At 60.1% G+C, this 17,371-nt stretch carries 17 protein-coding genes; 8 read left to right on the top strand and 9 right to left on the bottom strand.

Annotated elements, in window-relative coordinates:
* Nucleotides 1-239: 239 nt before the first annotated feature.
* The 6 genes from BGO80_RS11840 (at nt 240) to BGO80_RS11815 (ending at nt 6,015) form a co-directional block, all read left to right on the top strand.
* A complete protein-coding gene (locus tag BGO80_RS11840; RefSeq protein ID WP_286721632.1) occupies nt 240-887 on the top strand; it encodes a class I SAM-dependent methyltransferase in 648 nt (215 codons plus the stop codon).
* A gap of 235 nt (nt 888-1,122) precedes the next feature.
* Entirely contained in the window at nt 1,123-2,052 is a 930-nt protein-coding gene (locus BGO80_RS11835; RefSeq protein WP_286721631.1) for a sulfurtransferase, read from the top strand.
* A 66-nt stretch (nt 2,053-2,118) separates the two neighbouring features.
* On the top strand, nt 2,119-3,315 hold the full coding sequence (locus BGO80_RS11830; protein ID WP_286721630.1) for a YeeE/YedE family protein: 1,197 nt from the start codon (nt 2,119-2,121) through the stop codon (nt 3,313-3,315).
* A gap of 45 nt (nt 3,316-3,360) precedes the next feature.
* The gene (locus BGO80_RS11825; RefSeq protein ID WP_286721629.1) at nt 3,361-3,735 is read left to right on the top strand and encodes a hypothetical protein; all 375 of its coding nucleotides are present in this window, start codon (nt 3,361-3,363) and stop codon (nt 3,733-3,735) included.
* A 542-nt stretch (nt 3,736-4,277) separates the two neighbouring features.
* A complete protein-coding gene (locus tag BGO80_RS11820; RefSeq protein ID WP_286721628.1) occupies nt 4,278-5,012 on the top strand; it encodes an HpcH/HpaI aldolase family protein in 735 nt (244 codons plus the stop codon).
* An 82-nt stretch (nt 5,013-5,094) separates the two neighbouring features.
* Nucleotides 5,095-6,015 carry a LysR family transcriptional regulator gene (locus BGO80_RS11815; RefSeq protein WP_286721627.1) on the top strand — a complete coding sequence of 307 codons (921 nt, stop codon included), beginning with the start codon at nt 5,095-5,097 and terminating at the stop codon, nt 6,013-6,015.
* Nucleotides 6,016-6,036: 21 nt separating this feature from the next.
* Here BGO80_RS11815 and BGO80_RS11810 read toward each other — a convergent pair whose 3' ends face one another.
* From BGO80_RS11810 to BGO80_RS11775, 8 genes are read right to left on the bottom strand one after another with little or no spacing between them, the layout of a single operon-like run.
* On the bottom strand, nt 6,037-6,945 hold the full coding sequence (locus BGO80_RS11810; protein WP_126148817.1) for a GntR family transcriptional regulator: 909 nt from the start codon (nt 6,943-6,945) through the stop codon (nt 6,037-6,039).
* Nucleotides 6,946-6,979: 34 nt separating this feature from the next.
* On the bottom strand, nt 6,980-8,776 hold the full coding sequence (locus tag BGO80_RS11805; protein ID WP_126148816.1) for an ABC transporter ATP-binding protein: 1,797 nt from the start codon (nt 8,774-8,776) through the stop codon (nt 6,980-6,982).
* Nucleotides 8,776-9,603: an ABC transporter permease gene (locus BGO80_RS11800; RefSeq protein WP_126148815.1), complete on the bottom strand. Its 828-nt coding sequence runs from the start codon at nt 9,601-9,603 to the stop codon at nt 8,776-8,778. The genes BGO80_RS11805 and BGO80_RS11800 overlap by 1 nt, the downstream gene beginning before the upstream one ends.
* Nucleotides 9,600-10,538, bottom strand: a complete 939-nt coding sequence (locus BGO80_RS11795; protein ID WP_286721626.1) for an ABC transporter permease — start codon at nt 10,536-10,538, stop codon at nt 9,600-9,602. The genes BGO80_RS11800 and BGO80_RS11795 overlap by 4 nt, the downstream gene beginning before the upstream one ends.
* A 27-nt stretch (nt 10,539-10,565) precedes the next feature.
* Nucleotides 10,566-12,164: an ABC transporter substrate-binding protein gene (locus BGO80_RS11790; protein ID WP_286721625.1), complete on the bottom strand. Its 1,599-nt coding sequence runs from the start codon at nt 12,162-12,164 to the stop codon at nt 10,566-10,568.
* A gap of 44 nt (nt 12,165-12,208) precedes the next feature.
* Nucleotides 12,209-13,294, bottom strand: a complete 1,086-nt coding sequence (locus BGO80_RS11785; protein WP_164550196.1) for a C45 family autoproteolytic acyltransferase/hydrolase — start codon at nt 13,292-13,294, stop codon at nt 12,209-12,211.
* Nucleotides 13,291-14,145, bottom strand: a complete 855-nt coding sequence (locus tag BGO80_RS11780; protein ID WP_286721624.1) for an alpha/beta hydrolase — start codon at nt 14,143-14,145, stop codon at nt 13,291-13,293. The genes BGO80_RS11785 and BGO80_RS11780 overlap by 4 nt, the downstream gene beginning before the upstream one ends.
* Before the next feature lies 1 nt (nt 14,146).
* A complete protein-coding gene (locus tag BGO80_RS11775; RefSeq protein WP_286723103.1) occupies nt 14,147-14,410 on the bottom strand; it encodes a hypothetical protein in 264 nt (87 codons plus the stop codon).
* Here BGO80_RS11775 and BGO80_RS11770 point away from each other — a divergent pair.
* Together BGO80_RS11770 and BGO80_RS11765 are read left to right on the top strand one after the other, a co-directional pair.
* A complete protein-coding gene (locus tag BGO80_RS11770) occupies nt 14,396-15,454 on the top strand; it encodes a pyridoxal-phosphate dependent enzyme (RefSeq protein WP_286721623.1) in 1,059 nt (352 codons plus the stop codon). The two genes, BGO80_RS11775 and BGO80_RS11770, sit on opposite strands and share 15 nt — an antisense overlap.
* Before the next feature lie 27 nt (nt 15,455-15,481).
* Entirely contained in the window at nt 15,482-16,651 is a 1,170-nt protein-coding gene (locus tag BGO80_RS11765) for a M20 aminoacylase family protein (protein WP_286721622.1), read from the top strand.
* A gap of 31 nt (nt 16,652-16,682) precedes the next feature.
* Here BGO80_RS11765 and BGO80_RS11760 read toward each other — a convergent pair whose 3' ends face one another.
* The gene (locus BGO80_RS11760) at nt 16,683-17,360 is read right to left on the bottom strand and encodes an RraA family protein (RefSeq protein ID WP_126148807.1); all 678 of its coding nucleotides are present in this window, start codon (nt 17,358-17,360) and stop codon (nt 16,683-16,685) included.
* Nucleotides 17,361-17,371: the final 11 nt, after the last annotated feature.

Genomic DNA, 17,371 nt, shown 5'->3' with positions numbered 1-17,371 from the left:
GCTCCATACCTTTTGCAGGTTTAGCGTCAGGGTTAGTTCGCAATCCATGCCGATTCCAGTCTTGCATCAACAGGGAGTAACGTAATAACGTTACGAACATTTGCAACCCTATTCTGGATCGTCTTTTGAAACCTGCGGCAGTGACGACCTTCATCCCGGCGCTGGGTTACGGCGGACATCCTGGGATGCGCGCCTCGACCTGCCGGCACGACTTCCCGACACGGCAGACGGCGTAGTTGATGGTCGACCAAGCCTACACAGCCGAACAGGCCCTGACATACGAAGAAGACACCGAACACACACTGCCTGGCGAAGAGGCGGAGGCCTGGATTGCAATAATCCACGCTATGGGTCTGCCGACCGGAGCGCGGATAGTGGATTACGGTGCAGGCACCGGCACGCTGATGGCAGCCCTTAAAGGCGCCGGCTACCCCGTTCTGGGCCTTGAGCCGTCCAATCACATGGTAGCGGAGGGCCTGCGGCTTCATCCTGAGCTCGGCGTCAATGACTTCATTGTGGGAACGGATATGAGCCCGGACCCGCAAGGCGGCGGTGGTTTCGATCTGATCGTTTCGCGCCAGGTGCTGTGCCACCTCAACCGCCCTGACCTCGTTTTCAAGCAACTCCACCAATGGCTTCGCCCGAACGGCTGGGTACTGCTTGTCGACGGCTTCTGGACAGGGTTCTCCGCCGACCAAAAACAGGTCTTCCCTCTGGCCGGTATCAAGGATGCGACCTTGGCCGCAGAGGCATTGGCCGCGGCCGGTTTTGACATTGCGCGGGCCGAAGCCTTCCATGAACTCAATCAAGCACGCGCAGCGGTATGTCCCGGAGGCGTGAGCCGCTACGTGATTGTCGGACGCAAATCCCAGTCTGCCCTTGGCTGAGACGGCTCGACACACCACGAATCCAATAGACCAACAGATCAGATCAAGGGCGACCTTGACGAAATAGTCTACTAAGTTGATAGACAAAATTTCTGCGCCATCCCGGCTCCGGGAGCAGCTTTTTTGTTCGCTTCGGCAGGTATTTGGTCCCTGATGCTTTGATCCCCCCGCCGCCTTTTCGCCATGATTAGGGGGCGCGGCAGAGGGCCGCGACTGGAAGCGAACGAGGCTTAGAATGAATGCTCTGACCAAGCGCATAACCGCTGTGGCCACCGCCATAGCCATCGCCGCCGTGCCAGCCGTAGCACTTGGCGAGGATGGCCCGCTGGTGACTGCCGATTGGCTGGCCGAAAACCTGACCAACCCCGATGTCCGCGTGTTCGAAGTCAGCGTCGATACCGGCGTTTATGAACGTGGCCACATTCCAGGGGCGGTAAACCTCGCCTGGCACACCGACCTCGTCGATACCGTTCGCCGCGACATTGTTTCGAGCCAGGGGCTCGAAGCCATCCTGCAGGCTGCCGGCGTCACCGAGGACACGACGGTCGTGCTTTATGGCGACAACAACAACTGGTTTGCCGCCTGGGGCGCCTGGGTGTTCGATATTCACGGCATACACGACGTGAAGCTGCTCGATGGTGGCCGCAAGCTCTGGGAAGCCGAGGGGCTGCCGCTCGACACGGCAACGCCGGACTATGCCGCGTCTTCCATCGACCTGACCGACGATGCCGCGCCACTGCGTGCGCGCCTTGTCGACGTGCTTGAAGTGGTCGAAGGTGGGGCGGACGTTTCGCTGGTCGACATCCGTGGCCCCAAGGAATATAGCGGCGAAATCTTCGCACCCGAAGGCGTGCAGGAACTATCGGTCCGCGCCGGACACATTCCTGGCGCGGTAAACTTCCCCTGGGGCGGTGCGGTCAACGAGGACGGCACCTTTAAGTCCGCCGATGAACTCAAGGCCGCCTTCGCCGCCATCGGCATTGATGGCACCAAGCCGATCATCACCTATTGCCGCATTGGCGAGCGCTCCAGCCACACCTGGTTCGTGCTCTCCCGCATCCTCGGCTACGAGGTGCGCAACTACGATGGCTCCTGGACCGAATATGGCAACGCAGTCGGCGTTCCGATCGACAACCCGTCCGGCACCGTCTGGGGCAAGATCTGACGCAAAGCCGAAGTCGGCTCGTATCAGGCGGGCGCTTCACGGCGCCCGCCTCGCCCGGGGACAAAAATGACCAATCCTGCCATTCGCTATGGCCTGCCTACCCTCATCGCCCTGGCGCTGGGCTGGGGATTTCTCACTCTGGACGCGCAGGGGCCACAAGGACGCTCACTAGCTCTATCCCTGCTGCTGGGCGCGGCATTCGGCGCTGTTCTGCAGCGCAGCCGCTTCTGCTTTTACTGCAATTTCCGCGACCTGATTGAGAAGCGCGAGGCCGGCGGCGTGATCGCCATTTTTGTCGCATTAGCCGTGGGCGCCATCGGCTACACGACGATCTTTGGAGCCTGGCTGCCAAGCCCGGCGCTGGATCGGCTGCCGCCCACCGCGCATATCGGCCCGGTCAGCATTACGCTGGTCATCGCCGCCTTTGCCTTCGGCATTGGCATGGCCATTTCCGGCTCGTGCCTGTCCGCGCATTTCTATCGGCTGGCAGAAGGCTCGGTTATTTCCCCCTTCGCCATCATCGGCGCATTGGTCGGGTTCGGCATTGGGTTTCTTACCTGGAATCCCCTTTTTCTCGCCATGACGTCAAACGCTTTCATTTTCTGGCTTCCCCATCACCTTGGCTATGCCGGTGGGCTGTCTGCCACGTTGCTCGCGGTCGCTGCGCTGGCGGCTCTGGCCATCTGGTGGTCCCGCCCGAGGGCAGGCGAAGCCCCTGCCCCGCTAACCTTGCGCGAAGCCATGGGCCTTTTGTTCCTCCGTCGCTGGCCGCCGGTGGTGGCCGGTACTCTGGTCGGCATCATCGCCACATTGGCCTATTTTCGCGTCGCACCCCTCGGCGTCACCGCCGAACTGGGCAGCATTGCCCGCACGGCCGGCACCAACTGGGCCATTCTGCCTTCTTCGCTGTTCGGCCTGGACGGGCTTCGGGGCTGCGCCACGGTCGTGAAGGAGGCCCTGCTTTCGAACAATGGCCTTTTCGTCATCGGCCTGATCGCAGCCAGCTGGATCACCTCGCTGCTTGCGGGCCAGTTCAAGCCGCGGCGGCTCACCGGCACGGATGTGGCGCGGGGCCTTGTTGGCGGCCTATTGCTCGGCTGGGGCGCCATGACGGCGCTGGGTTGCACGGTGGGCGTGCTGCTCTCGGGCATCCATGCCGGCTCGTTATCGGGCTGGGTGTTTCTGGCGGCGATGAGCCTGGGGATCCTCATCAGCCTCTGGGCTGCGTCGCTTTTCAAGCGCACAGTACGCTTGGCGTCCTGATCCAGCCTGAGAGCACCCCGCCCGGCCGTCGTTTCACTGCCGAACTTGCTGCAAGTCGTGGCCTCAAGACAATCAAGCCACACCTATCGCGATACCTTGCAGGCGACAGCATCTGCCGTTGGAGATGGCGCGCTCGACCTGTTTGAAAACCCCATGCCGATCGCCACTCTGATGTTCGCCATTGCGCTGCCTATGATGGCGGCAGCGGCATGGGCAGCGCTGTTCGGGCTGCCTGGTTTTGGTAGCGAAGCCATCATTGTCGTCTTCGCCTTCGGACTTTGCGGCAGCTTCATCTGCTTTTGGGGGTGCAAGCGATCCAGCGCAGCAACAGGCCCTATCTGTGCCTCTTCCCCGACCGGCTTGAGCACCAATACCTCGACCAGCCAATCCATTCGGCAGATTTGCGAGACCTCACCGTAGTCAACCAGGCTGGCACCATGGTAGCCACCTTCCTCCTCGAACGCTCAGCGGCCATTCCAAAGCGGGTCGGCTTTGGTGGGTGTGGAAGGATCATCCTCAATGCGGGCACCGGTGTTGTTACCATTCGCTCGGTGCCACCACGCCACGTCAAGGCCGCAGGCTATGTCGACCTCATGATGCGCTACGCCGATGCAGCTGCAGCGCGGAACGCCCTTAATAGCACTGCCGATCCGCATTTACCCTGTGGGACCGCCAACAATAAGCTGAGGTATTGGCGCGTGTACGCCTATTGCAGCCTATGTCGCGCCAGTATGTGATGCCGGATTGACATCATTGATATCTCGTCGCGAGAGTATCCCACAGCAACAACCTGCTATTCACACGCGTCCTGCCGACTTTGTTCCCTGTGTTAATGGGAGTTTTTGTCCCGTATCGCCCTCGTAGCTGACGTGCTTTTTCTATCCATCCCTTTAGTTTTTCTTGCTGGATCGGGCCGAAGGCAGGGCATAGATGGTCGGCGGTTTATAAACGCGAGACCAAACATGGAAAAGATTTGCCTCTGGGTATCCCAGCCCCATTTCGGGTTTCTGGAGATCGCCAAACTGATGGGAATCGGCAGTATTGTCGTTGAGCTTGAGCACGGCACCTTTGACCTTGCCACGCTCGACCAATTCCTGGCGATGACGCGAGCCCTGGGTGTCCGCACACTCGCCAAAGTGATCGCCCCCACGACAGAAGCGATCCAGCAGGCACTCGATTTTGGCGCCGATGCCGTAGTGATTCCCCACCTGCTCGGCGTCGATCATGTCCGCGAGATCACGCAGGCTGCAAAATACCCGCCCCATGGCATTCGCTCTTATACCGGTGGGCGCGTCTATGGGTATGGTCGCCCGGCGGCGGACGCTTTTGACCGGGAAAACCGTCGCACGAAGTGCTACGCCATGATCGAAACCTCAGAAAGCCTTGAAGACGTCGAAAAGATCGCGGCGCTTCCGAATGTGGACGGTATCTTCCCCGGGCCCTCAGATCTTTCGCTCTCGCGCGGCCGGGGCGCCTACAGCTTCAGCGCGGCAGACCTTTTTGATCTCACGCGATGCGCCCGTGCTGCTCAAACCTGCGGGAAGCCATGGGTCATGCCGGCCTGGACACCCGAAGAAAGGGCTTTCGGGGCAAAAGAGGGTGCTGAATTACTTGTCGTGGCGAGCCAATCCATGACTATACGCGCTGGGCTCAGCGCCACGCTCGGTGCCCTCCGACAAGAAAAAATCCTGGCTTGATCCGCTTTGGACAGCGGGCCCTGATTGCGCAAACGGCGCATTTTGCGATAGGGTCAGGCATCATTTTCAGCGAACCTGACCTGTGAACATACGCTTCCTGCAAACCGTGGTGTGGCTCGCCGAACTGCGCAGTTTCAGGGTAACGGCCGAGCGTATGAATATTACGCCGGCCGCCATTTCCAGCCGCGTAGCCGCACTGGAACAGGAACTCGGATTTCGTCTTTTTGAGCGGGATTCCCGCGATGTCCGGCCGACGCTCATCGGCGCGCGGTTTATCGAGGGCGCGAGAGATATCGTGCAGCGTTACGACCAGCTGCTCGACGACACCAGCCAGGCGCTCGAACCCGATGGCGACATCCGAATAGGTGTGCTTCCCAGCATGGCCTCCACGCTGCTTCCCTCGATCATAAGCACGCTGCGCGAGCGATTTCCCCGCATCCGCGTATCCATCAGCACAGAGTCATCCCCGACCATTCTGCACCACCTGGAGCATCGCGAACTCGACATCATCCTGGGCTTTCCCGGAACAGACCACGCCCTTTACCGCATTACGCCTCTTTGTCGCTTTCAGATGATATGGGTTTCGAGCAAGGACTATCCGTCTGACGACGATCCGCTCGTGCGCGTGGAAAGGCTACGAGCCTCGCCAATCATCTCCTATCAGGTGGGCACTCAGAACCACCGCCGGCTGAGCGACTATATGTTGAAGGCAAGCTTCGAGGAGGCCATCGTGCACTACTCCAACTCTCTTGCGACGACAATCGGTATGGTCAGTGCCGGCATAGGTCTATCGGTGCTGCCTGCGGCAACCATAGGCGCAGAAGTGCGCGCTGGGACGCTCAAGGCGCTTGAAGTAGAGCAGAATTTCCCACCAACGGACTATTTCGCGGTGTGTCTGCAACCCCCCACATCCCGCTTTGCGCCTAAAGTTGCTGCAATCGCTGCGGAATGTGCCGAGGCATTTTGCGCACGAGTAGGTCCTGGCATTGCGACGATGCTTTAGGACAAGCTACAGCGAGACGGGCTAGCCTCGCACGCGTGGCGCTCTTTCCAGATGCCGCCGCATGAGAACGGCGGCGAAATCCCGGTCCCCTTCCTCTACGGCATCGAGTATCGCTAAATGCTCAGCGCAGGATTGCTGCATACGCGCAATCGGCAAGGTGGGAAAAGATGCGAATTCGTGCACGCGGCGAAGCCGGTTCTGGATTTCGACGGACCGCTTGATGAAGATATTGCCTGAGCACTCGGCCAGAAGCAGGTGGAATCCTGCATTGATGGCATAGAACGCGTCAGCGGTGCCGTCCTCAAGGTCAGCCAGAAAATTATCGTGTTCGGATCGGACACGCCTTGCTGCAACCCGGTCGAGCATAAAGTTCTCGTCCGTCAGCCCGCCACATTCAATGAGAATGCGAAAGCGGTAGCTCTGCTCCAAGGCCTCAGGCGTGGTCAGGCCCGGCTCGAAATGCCAACCCTTGCCCTGGCTGCGATTGAGGATGCCGAACTGGGAAAGCGCCTGCAGGGCCGAGCGCAGCTGGCCGGCGGATACGCCATAGCGCTGCGTAAGCGAGTTCTCCGCCACCGTGTCCGGCAAATCGCCATTGGCATAGTCGCGCAGGATTATGTCGTGAAGCTCCGGGACGGTGCGCGACCGCCCCGCAACATGCAAGGCCATAAGGCCGGCTGCGGATTCGGTGAGAAAAAAGCCCCGATTGGGTCGGGCCTCCACAATCCCGCGATCAGCCAGTCGCTTAAGGGCATGGCGGATCGGTGACCGCGAAACCCGCAGCTTTTCGCTCAACCCCAATTCGGTCAGATGAGCGCCGCTCGCATAGTTTTCCTTTATGGCAAGCCTGACGATCTGATCGGCCAATGCGTCATAAAAACGCCGCTCAGCTCTCGGAGGCTCATGCCCATCGTGCCCTCCTAGGGTCATCTTCCTGCCTTTTCGCCTTGCGCTGCCGCGTCGTTCACCCGCTGACGACGGACATCAGAGGCACACATGATACCCGATGTTGGTCGCCGACGTCGATCAACGTGGCCGGCCCGGCAGCGTTCTGCCAGTCAAATCGCATGCCCGGGGGCGCTGCGGGTTCGTCGTTATAGTGCCGACGCCGAATCTCATAAGCGCCCGGCTCGACCTCATGCAAGTCAGGAACGGCCTGAAGCAGAAGGCGTGTGTAGGGATGATGGGGGTGATCAAAGATCGCATCCCTGACACCTTCCTCCACCACGCGCCCCGCCTGCATGACCAAGACCCGGTCGGCGACCTGCTCCACCACGCCGAGATCGTGCGAAATAAAGAGATAGGCAAAGCCGTGCTGGCGTTGCAGCCGCTTCATCAGTTCCAGAATTTTTGCCTGAACGGTTATGTCGAGCGCCGAAACCGGCTCATCAGCAATGACCAATGTGGGGCGCATGATAAGGGCGCGGGCGATGCAGACGCGTTGCCTTTGGCCGCCAGAAAGCTGGTGTGGAAACCGGTCCAGAAACGAGGCCGGCAGGTCGACCTCTTCAAGAACCGCTGCAGCGCGGGACCGGTAGTCGCGCCGATGCACTTCTGGATCGCCTCGCAAGCCCTCTGCCACGATCTCATGAATGCGCCGACGCGGGTCGAGCGAGGAATAAGGGTCCTGAAAAACGATCTGCGTCTCACGGCGCAAATGGCGCAGCGCATTTTCGGACAGCGACTGGATATCCTGGCCAGCAATGCGGATTACGCCGCCGGATCTGTCAACAAGGCGCAAAATTGAGCGCCCCAGCGTCGTCTTGCCGGAGCCGGATTCCCCCACCACCGCCACGGTTTCTCCCGCGCGGATAGTAAGGGACACACCCTTTAATGCATCCGTGGTGGTCGCAGGCGTAAATGGCAGGCTGCCCTTGCGTGTGAAAACCACGCGCAGATTTTCAACTTCGAGCAGCGGGGCTCCCGGCGCGAACGCGCCGGCCTGGGCGCCGGACGAGGATTTCTGGCGGCTCGGAAGCGAGCCGATCAGGGTCTGAGTGTAGGGGTGTCGAGGTCTGAGCAGAATATCCCGCGTGTTGCCCTTCTCGACCAATTCACCCTTCTGCATAACCACAAGACGCTCAGTATAGGCGCCAACAACGCCGAGATCGTGCGATATCAACATGACCGCAACGCCGAGATCGCGTGTGATCTCCCCCATTATCTCGAGCACTTCACGCTGGATCACTGCATCAAGTGCTGTTGTCGGCTCATCGGCGATCAACAGTTTCGGTTCCATCAGCAGTACCGACGCCAGCATGATGCGCTGGCGCATGCCGCCCGAGAACTCATGCGGATATTGGCGAAGGCAGCGCCTGGGATCAGCGATGCGGACCCGCTCCAGCATGTCGAGAATACGCTGGCCGCCGGCTTGGTCGTCCATACGCCCATGGGCTCGCAAACCTTCTTCGATTTGCGCGCCGATGGTGAGAGCGGGATTGAGAGATGTCATCGGCTCTTGAAAGACCATCCCGATCCCGGCGCCACGCACCGATCGCATCTGGCGTGCGCCCAGATCAAACAATGATTGTCCCTCGAACATTATGCGACCACGAACGACAGTGGCCTGGGACGGCAAGAGACGCATGGCTGCGCGCGCGAGCATGCTTTTGCCACTGCCGGACTCGCCAACAACGCCGACAGTCTCGCCGCGACCGATGGCGAAGCTGATATCGCGCACCACTTCCCCGATGCCGGGAAAGGCAATTGTTAGGTTGTTCACCGAGAACAAGGGCAGCAGATCCTGATTTGAACGGTCCATCAGATGTGTCCTTTTACCCGAGGATCGAGCAGGTCGCGCAGCCTATCGCCCGTCAGGTTGACCCCCAGCAGGAGATAGGAGATGGCAAGTCCGGGATAGATGACGGCCCACGGCGCCTGCGAGAAAATATTGCGTCCATCCGAGAGCATGGCACCCCATGTCGGCACGTGCGGCGGCACCCCCAGACCCAGAAAACTCAAGGCGCTTTCGGTGAGCACCGCAGAGCCGAAAAGGCTGGTGCCAACCACCGTCAACGGGGCCACACAATTGGGCAGGATATGGTAGGCGATCGTGAAGAAATCCCGGTTCCCCAGCGCACGCGAGGCCTCGATAAACTCTTTTTCGCGCAAGGACAGCACCGTCGAACGCACCACCCGGAAGACAACGGGCGTAAATGTAACCGCCATGGCTCCGATCAGCCCGGCCACGCTGGGGCCGGTAACCGTCATGATGGCCAGGGCCAGCAGAATGCCCGGCATGGCCAGGATGGCATCCATCACCAACATGGCAATTCGGTCCGGCCATCCCATGAAATAGCCGGAAATGGCTCCAAGCAGGCTGCCGATCAGCAGGGCGCCGATGACCGCTGAACCGCTGACGGCGGCGCTGGTTGAAGCGCCCAGCAGCAGGCGGCTGAACAGGTCGCGCCCCAGATGATCGGTGCCGGTCACATAAGGCAAAGCCGGCGGCAGGTAACGATGCGCGAAATCAAGTGCGTTGGGATCGAAGGGCGTCCAGACCAAGCCGACGATTGCCAATATCACGACGCTGACAAGCAGGCTGGGGCCAAAGCCGATCCAGCCAAGAGAACGGAACAGGCGGATCATAGCTTAACCCTCGGATCGAGCAGCGGGTAGCACAGGTCCACCAGCAAATTCACCACGATGAAAATGAAGGACACGAACATCAGACAGCCCTGAACCACCAGATAGTCGCGGGCATAGATGGCATCGACGAGATAGCGTCCGAGGCCGGGTATGGAAAACACCGTCTCTGTCACCGCTGCGCCGCCAAGGCTGTTGCCTAGCGTAATGCCGATCAAGGTGAGGGTTGGCGCAAGCGAGTTGGGCAGCACATGGCGGAGCAGGACGCGTCTTTCGCTCAGCCCCTTTGCCCGGGCATGGGCGATGTAATCGAGTTGCAGCACTTCGATGGCGCTGGAGCGGGCCATGCGCATGATCGAGGCCAGCTCGCCTACCACCAGGGCGGCGACAGGCATAAGCATGTAGAGCACGCCACGCACAAAATCGTCGCCGAGCGAGACATAGCCAACGACCGGCAGCCAGCGCAGCGAGATTCCGAAAATCAGGATCAGAATGAGTCCCACCCAGAAAGTGGGCATAGACACGAGCAGCATGGCCGTGAGCCGCAGGGCATAGTCAAGGCTGGTGCGAGCCCGCCAGGCCGCGACCACGCCCATTGGCACAGCGATCAGCGCGGCCAGCAACAGCGCCGTGCCGGCAAAGGCGGCGGTCACAGAAAAACGATAAAGTATCGTGGGCAGGATCGGCTCGCCATTGCGCATGGAATTGCCGAAGTCGCCCTGCAGCAGATTGAGTATCCATATCCCGAACTGGACCAGCAAAGGCTGGTCCAGTCCGAGCTCCTTGCGCACACGGGCGATCGTTTCCAGATCGTCCATGTCGCCGACCAGCAATTGTGCAGGATCGCCGGGGATAAGCCGCATGAGAGTGAAGACAATTACGGCAACCACGAGCAATGTCGGAATAGCCATGAGAATTCGTCTGAATGCGTAAAGCATATTGATCCCCGTCCCGGTGTGATTGGCCTATTCGGCGAGCCAGGTGCCCCAGAGGCGTGGATGCCCCACGCCGAACTCGCTATATCCCATGAGCCTGTCGGTACTGGCGGACACAACGGCGGGATTATAGAGGCTGGCCCCCGGCAGGTCTTCGATCAGCACGCGGTGCATTGCGTCGAAGGCTGCCTGGCGCCCCGCGGTGTCGAGCGTGGTCGCAGCCTGGCGCAGGAGGGCGGTGAACTCGTCCGAGACGATTTCATGGGCCTTGGCGGTGTCGGGCTTGGTGTCACTGACCAGCTCGAAACTGAGATAGGGTTCGGTGCGCGGGGAATAGCTATAGACCATCATCTGGTAGCCGCCAGCATAGTAGGCGTCGTCCTGCGTCGCCCATTCAACCACTTCAAGCTCGACGTTGAATCCGGCGCGCTTGAGCTGTTCCTGCACGATAAGGGACGTATCGTAGTCGTCCTGAAAGCGGCGGTTGGTCATTATCTTTAGCGTTTCACCAGTATAGTCGGCGTCTTCCGCATGAGCCTTGGCGTTGGCCGGATCAAAGGCGGGACGCTGATCCTGCACACTGGTGTGGAAGTTGCTGAGCAGCGGGACAGCCGATGGATTGCCCTTGGCAAGCCCGTTGGACATGATCTGGGCCACTTCGTCGATATCGATGGCCTCCGTGATTGCCTGGCGCAGATTCACGTCGGTGAAAAGCCCGTCCTTGCGATTGAACAGCAGAAGCTTCCAATTGAAGGAGTCCGAGGAATAGACCTTAAGCCCATCCTTGGTTTCGAGTTCAGTGAGATCGTTGGGGGTAAACTCACGGGACAATTGTACGTCGCCGGCCAGCAGTGCCGCCTTGGCGACGGCGGCATCGGGAACCACCATGAATTTGAGGCTGTCGATATAGGGTGTCCGGTCGCCGGCAAAGCCACTCTTGGGATCGGTATTGGCGACATAACCCTCGAAACGTTCAAGGATTACATATTCGCCCTGCTTCCATTCAGCCAGCTTGTAGGGGCCGGTGGCGATGGGCGTCAGGAACTTTCCGTCAGCGCCGATCGAGTCGGGGTGCAGGATCGGGCCGATACACTGGTGGTTCGCCATCTTGGGCAGGAAGATCGCAGTGGGCTCGACCAGATTGAACACAATGGTCTGCGCATCCGGCGTATCTATGGATTGAATGACCACATCGCCACCGGGCACAAACCAGCTGCGGCAGCGCCAGCCTGTTTGCTCGTTGAGCAGGCGGTCCCAGCTCCACTTGACCTCGGCCGAGGTGACAGGAGCGCCGTTATGGAAGGTCATGCCGTCGCGCAAGGTAAAGGTGTAGCTCAGACCATCCTCGGAGACGGAGAGCGACTTGGCCCCGAGCAGACCGACGCTGCCATCTTCCTTATAGGCGACGAGCCCTTCAGCCACGTGATTGATCACCGCGTCTGTGTTGCCGTCACGCGTGACGCCGGGATTGATGCCCTGAATATCGGTGGTCAACGCAATAGCCAGACTGCCGCCGGCCACTGGCATTGCGTCCTCGGCCCATGCACTGCTGGCCAGCAGGGTTGCTGTCAGCATTCCGAGCGTGCCCATCCATTTCGCCAGTGGTGCCTTTGAAGTCCTCATATGCATTGTTTCCTCCTGCTCGGATTTTTGCGGCGTAGGCGCGCCGCGCGCTATGAAAACGCGTATTCCGTAAAGTCCTGTGCCAGATAAGGCTGTCGGCTGACCCACATCCGGCCCCTCGCCGGTTCCATGATGATCGTGGCGACAGTCGCTTCCATCACGCCGGCCTTTTCAGACCTGGGCGGCTGCAACACGCCATAGGGCGCATCCGTGCTATCCATGAATGCGTCAATGATGGTCTGGCGATCGACCGGTCCGCTGCGACGATTGAGCGTGCCTTCGATCAGCATTTCGCGCACCAGAGAGTCTGGCGAGCGACGCACGCCTTCATCGACTGCGGACACCAGGGCCGCCGGACTGGTAAAATGATTGGCATGCACCAGCAGGCCATCGCGTGGCTTGAGCCAGAACACATCGCTGGGCGTGGTTTCGAGATCAATGGCCATGCCATCTCGATGGCTCAACATGAAATTGTGCGAATAGTTTCTCGGTGACTTCATGATCACGCCGATGGCTTCGCCCAGCGTTTTCTGGAGCAGCACGTTTCGCCGTATGACCGGGCTACAGACGCCCTGGGTTTCGCCTTCACGGTCGGTGTGCAAACCATTTGCCGTTAGTGCAAGACCGGCATTGTTCATGCCGCACCGCGCTACTTGTCCGGCTTCGGCCAGGCCCAGAATTTCGTGGTCCCGCTCGTCCCTGAAGTGAAGGACAATTGTTGATTCAGCCGCGGCGTCCAACCAGTCCCAGTTCTGCCCATGCAGGACGGTGCCGTCGCGGGTAACGTCCGGCAAAGCCACAATGCCCGAGCATTCGGCAGGCGCTGGCTGGTTACGGTAGTTCCGGGCGTTGATCACCTCTGTGCGGGCATTGATCGCCACAATGGCGGTCACCGGCAGCTCGGCGCCTTCCGCTATGGCGGCAATCTCGATCATGGTGTCAGGATCATAAAGAGCGATGTGCTGCGAAACCTGATCGCAAACCTTTTCGACCTCGGGCCAGAAAATACTGCGGCGCTCGAACTCTCCACGGTAGAGCGCCAGGGCACGGTGAATATACTCACCCGCGGACCGGCCGTATTGCAGGCCGCGATCACGGGGGCCGCCCTCGATATGGATAAGGGGAAAGGCGGTCATTTGCGGTCCTTCTGAGCAAGGCATTTACGGAAAAAGTCGAAGACCGGATTGAGAACCTGAGTGCCGCTATGGGCGACGCCAGCCACACTATCCAGTGTCACATCGATCCCATGGCTTTCCAGGTTCTGACGCAAAGCCTCAAGCCGCTCGACGCGGTTGGCGCCCGCGTCATTTGCCCCTTCTCTCCATGTCCAGCTGTCTGGTTTGATACGAACGTTCCAGGTCTCTGTGTCCAGTGCGCCAACGACCAGATGAACCGGCACGCGGCGGAGAGCTGCGATGTCGATCGCCTTACCGAATCGCTCCGCGACGCCAGCCGTGCCCGGCCACCATTCGACATCCGGATCGATGCGGGTGACGGAGCCGGGAGCACCGACAGAGACGCCTAAAAGACGTTCGGGGTGGAGGTAGTAGAAGCGATGGACAAATTGTCCGCCGCCCGAAAAGCCGAACAACAGGAATTCCGGCGCGATCTTGCCGAGGGCTTCGCGCACCTGCCCGACCATGGCAATCAGTGACTGATCGAAGCGTATGCCCTTGAATTCAAGATATTTGTAATTGTGCTGCTCTTCCGGCGCTGCGGCATAGGGCGCGCTGACCCCCATGGGAAACAGCGGCGCCATCACCACACATCCGGTTTCTTCCGCCAGGCTGGCGAAAGCGTCGCGATAGCCTTCGGCCGTGCGCTTAGTGCCGTGGACGGCAACGATGAGCCGGACCTGCTTGACCTCATCACGGTAATAGCTGGGCGGCACATAGAGACAGTAGGAAAACCGGCTGTCTTGCTGCAGCGAGAAGAATGGCGTGCCCTGATAATAGGGGAAATATCGTTCCATGCTCATCTTCGGCACCTCATTGACGCTTAATTTTTGTATTAACGGTCGACTCCATACAATGTAAAGCTGCTTGCTTGACGGACAGAAGCGCGCTTAGAGGCAGGTGCAAGTCATTGATAAAGCTTGCTTTTCGTATTTCCTTCTTAGCAGCGGCTGGATCAGATCGCCGAAAGTCGGCGAAAACTGCACGTAATTCGGCGATTTCAGTCGTTGTGGCGCAGTATTTTGCAGCGATCCGGGCAGGACGACCCGGATACTGCAGCGCATGAAAACAGATCATGCACCTGCCCCAAGGGCACACACCGTTCTTGCCGACGTCTTTGGCGACCTAGAGCCAACCCCCCTCATGCAGCTTACGCCTATGGCGCGCGCTGTCGGTATCGGGGCCGTGTTTGCCAAGGTGGAAACAACCCGGCCGCTTGGCAGCTTCAAATCACTAGGCGGCACCTTCGCGGCTATCTCGGCTGTGGCGCGGGCCATCGGCAGACCGAGAGAATGGATTGGCGATGCAGGTGCGATGCCGGATCCGCCACCTCACCTGATTTGTGCCAGCGATGGCAATCATGGCCTTGCCGTGGCCGCCGGAGCGCGGCATGCGGGCGTGCCTTGCACTGTCGTGCTCCATGGCGGCGTGCCGGAGGTAAGGGTCAAACGCATTCAAGACGCGGGCGCTTCGGTGAAAATTGCCGGCGGCACCTATGACGACGCGGTCGACATGGCGCGCATGCTGGCCGCTGCAAGCGGCTATCTTCTCATCCCTGATACCAGCCTTGATCCGGAAGACCCGGTCGTTGCCGACGTCATGGCAGGTTATGCCGTCATCACTGACGAATTGAAGCAACAGTTCACGCAGGCCCAACACGAATTGCCAACCCATGTCTTCGTGCAGGCCGGCGTGGGGGGGCTCGCCGCAGCAATCATAGGCGGCTTGCAGGGATGGCTCGCGGCGCCCGCGCGGGTGGTGATCGTCGAGCCCGATCAAGCACCCTGCGTTGCCCTTGCAATGGCCGCCGGACGTCCGGTGCGCGCTGCTGGCGATCTTGAAACATCGGCAGACATGCTCTCTTGCGGGGAAGCTAGCGCTCCCGCGCTTAAGACCCTGCGTGAATACGGTGCCCTGTGCATGACCGTATCCGAGGCAGAGCTTTCACACTCTGTAACGATCCTTGAGACAAGGCAGGGGATCATCACGACCAGTTCCGGTGCGGCGGGCCTCGCGGCCCTTTCCGTAGCAGCGGCCGACCCTGTGCGGCGTAAGGAACTGGCGCTGACCGAAGATAGCCGCGTTCTCGTCCTGATCACCGAAGCGCGTCCGACACCCTAATTCACAACCCCTATTGCGAGCTGTCCGATGAAACTATCCGCATCCACACACGAACAACTCACCCAGTGGCGGCGTCACCTGCACGCCCATCCAGAACTTGGCTTCGAAGAGCGGACGACCTCCGATTTCGTTGCCGAGCGGCTGACAGAAATGGGCATTGCGGTGACGCGCAACATCGGTGGCACCGGCCTTGTCGGCACGCTTAGCGCTGGCACTGGCAATAGATCAATTGGGTTGAGGGCGGACATGGACGCCCTGGCCATTCAGGAAATTCCGGGTCGTGATCATGGCTCGCAAAACCCGGGAAAGATGCATGCATGTGGGCATGACGGGCACACCACAATGCTCCTTGGCGCTGCGCAGCACCTGGTCGCACATCCCGAGTTCAGCGGTACGGTGCATTTCATCTTTCAGCCTGCCGAAGAGCATGGGCGTGGCGCTCTGAGCATGATCGAAGACGGCCTTTTTGAGCGCTTCCCGATGGAAGAGATTTACGGCATCCACAACATGCCGGGCATTCCCGTCGGCCAGTTTGCAACGCGCCCCGGCCCATTCATGGGTGCAGAAGATAATTTTGAAATCGTCGTGACCGGCAAGGGCGTGCATGCCGCCCGGCCTCACTCGGGCGTCGATCCGATCGTGGCGGCATCGGCCATTGTCATGGGTCTCCAGACAATCGTGTCACGCCGCATTGATCCTACCCGCCCTTGCGTCGTGTCGGTCACCGAATTCATAATCAATGGGACTCGCAACGTTATTCCCTCCGAGGTTCGGATAAAGGGCGATTGCCGCAGTTTTCTGCCCGAAGTCAGTGCCGCCATCGAAACGGAAATGCGCCGCCTGGCCGATTCAATCGCCGCCGGATATGCCGCTAGTGCCACTGTTGCCTATAGCCGCGAATTCGTGCCTACGATCAACGCAGCCGAAACGACCGAGGCCTCAGTCAGAGTGGCGCGTCGGGTCCTCGGGGAGGATGCGGTTGATGCGGACTGCCCCCTGCGGATGGGGTCAGAGGATTTCGCCCATATGCTGGCGCGGGTGCCGGGCACGTTTGTTAATCTGGGCAACGGGGCGCCAGGTACGCCGGGGGCCACGCCACTGCACAATCCCGGTTATGATTTCAATGACGAGATCATCCCGCTCGGCGTTGCTTATTATACGGCTCTTGTCGCGGACCGGCTTCCCAGGGGCGCATAATAATGGTGGGAGGGGGAAATCCCCTCCCTTGTCATTGAGCCGCAAGGGCTTCCAGAACCATCCGGCTTGCGCCGGAGACGTCTCCGAGTTTTTCCCCGTCACGAACCCGGTGGATGCGGTCAAGCCCTTTTTCCTGCGCGCGCAGGCATTGATCGGCGAAGGCTTCAGCTCCGTCTCTGGGCAGAACCAGAATTCCGGACTGGTCGGCAATGATGATATCGCCTGCATGTACGGGTACGCCGCCACAACTGACCGGGTTGTTGAAACTGCCCCCCAGATTGGCAAGGCGCGTTGTGATGGCAGAAATGCCCCGCGACCAAACCGGCAGGCCGAAGCTCTCGATCTCTTCCGGATCGGTTGCTGGGCCATCAACGATTGCCCCCACCGCTCCGGCGCATTTGGCGGCATTGGTAACCCCACCGCCCCAGCAGGCATACCGGTTGTCGCCCAGCCGATCGACAACCACGATATCGCCCGGCCGCAGGAGCCCGGTTATGTGATGCAACAGCGTAGAATCCGTGCCACTGATCGACACTGTCACGGCACAGCCAACGACAGGGCCGCCGGGCCACACAGGGCGAAGGCCTCCATCCATGAAGCCCGTATCGCGCAGATGTCCCGCGGTCGCGGTTTCGACCTCTCTCAGCTTTTGCAGGAGTTGAACCGGGATCGGATCCGGCATTGAATCGGCAATCAGATAGCGGGGCATGGCGGCCTTCC

This window comes from Devosia sp. 63-57 (assembly GCF_001899045.1).
Taxonomy (GTDB): domain Bacteria; phylum Pseudomonadota; class Alphaproteobacteria; order Rhizobiales; family Devosiaceae; genus Devosia; species Devosia equisanguinis.
This window is presented reverse-complemented; position numbering and strand designations above follow the sequence as displayed.

Bases quoted from the DNA above. Each gene is read 5' to 3' on its own strand.
- BGO80_RS11840 (WP_286721632.1), top strand. From the start codon at position 240: ATGGTCGACCAAGCCTACACAGCCGAACAGGCCCTGACATACGAAGAA.
- BGO80_RS11775 (WP_286723103.1), bottom strand. From the start codon at position 14,410: ATGATCTGTTTTCATGCGCTGCAGTATCCGGGTCGTCCTGCCCGGATC.
- BGO80_RS11805 (WP_126148816.1), bottom strand. From the start codon at position 8,776: ATGGACCGTTCAAATCAGGATCTGCTGCCCTTGTTCTCGGTGAACAAC.
- BGO80_RS11830 (WP_286721630.1), top strand. From the start codon at position 2,119: ATGACCAATCCTGCCATTCGCTATGGCCTGCCTACCCTCATCGCCCTG.
- BGO80_RS11795 (WP_286721626.1), bottom strand. From the start codon at position 10,538: ATGCTTTACGCATTCAGACGAATTCTCATGGCTATTCCGACATTGCTC.
- BGO80_RS11760 (WP_126148807.1), bottom strand. From the start codon at position 17,360: ATGCCCCGCTATCTGATTGCCGATTCAATGCCGGATCCGATCCCGGTT.
- BGO80_RS11770 (WP_286721623.1), top strand. From the start codon at position 14,396: ATGAAAACAGATCATGCACCTGCCCCAAGGGCACACACCGTTCTTGCC.
- BGO80_RS11765 (WP_286721622.1), top strand. From the start codon at position 15,482: ATGAAACTATCCGCATCCACACACGAACAACTCACCCAGTGGCGGCGT.
- BGO80_RS11820 (WP_286721628.1), top strand. From the start codon at position 4,278: ATGGAAAAGATTTGCCTCTGGGTATCCCAGCCCCATTTCGGGTTTCTG.
- BGO80_RS11810 (WP_126148817.1), bottom strand. From the start codon at position 6,945: ATGACCCTAGGAGGGCACGATGGGCATGAGCCTCCGAGAGCTGAGCGG.
- BGO80_RS11785 (WP_164550196.1), bottom strand. From the start codon at position 13,294: ATGACCGCCTTTCCCCTTATCCATATCGAGGGCGGCCCCCGTGATCGC.
- BGO80_RS11790 (WP_286721625.1), bottom strand. From the start codon at position 12,164: ATGCATATGAGGACTTCAAAGGCACCACTGGCGAAATGGATGGGCACG.
- BGO80_RS11835 (WP_286721631.1), top strand. From the start codon at position 1,123: ATGAATGCTCTGACCAAGCGCATAACCGCTGTGGCCACCGCCATAGCC.
- BGO80_RS11800 (WP_126148815.1), bottom strand. From the start codon at position 9,603: ATGATCCGCCTGTTCCGTTCTCTTGGCTGGATCGGCTTTGGCCCCAGC.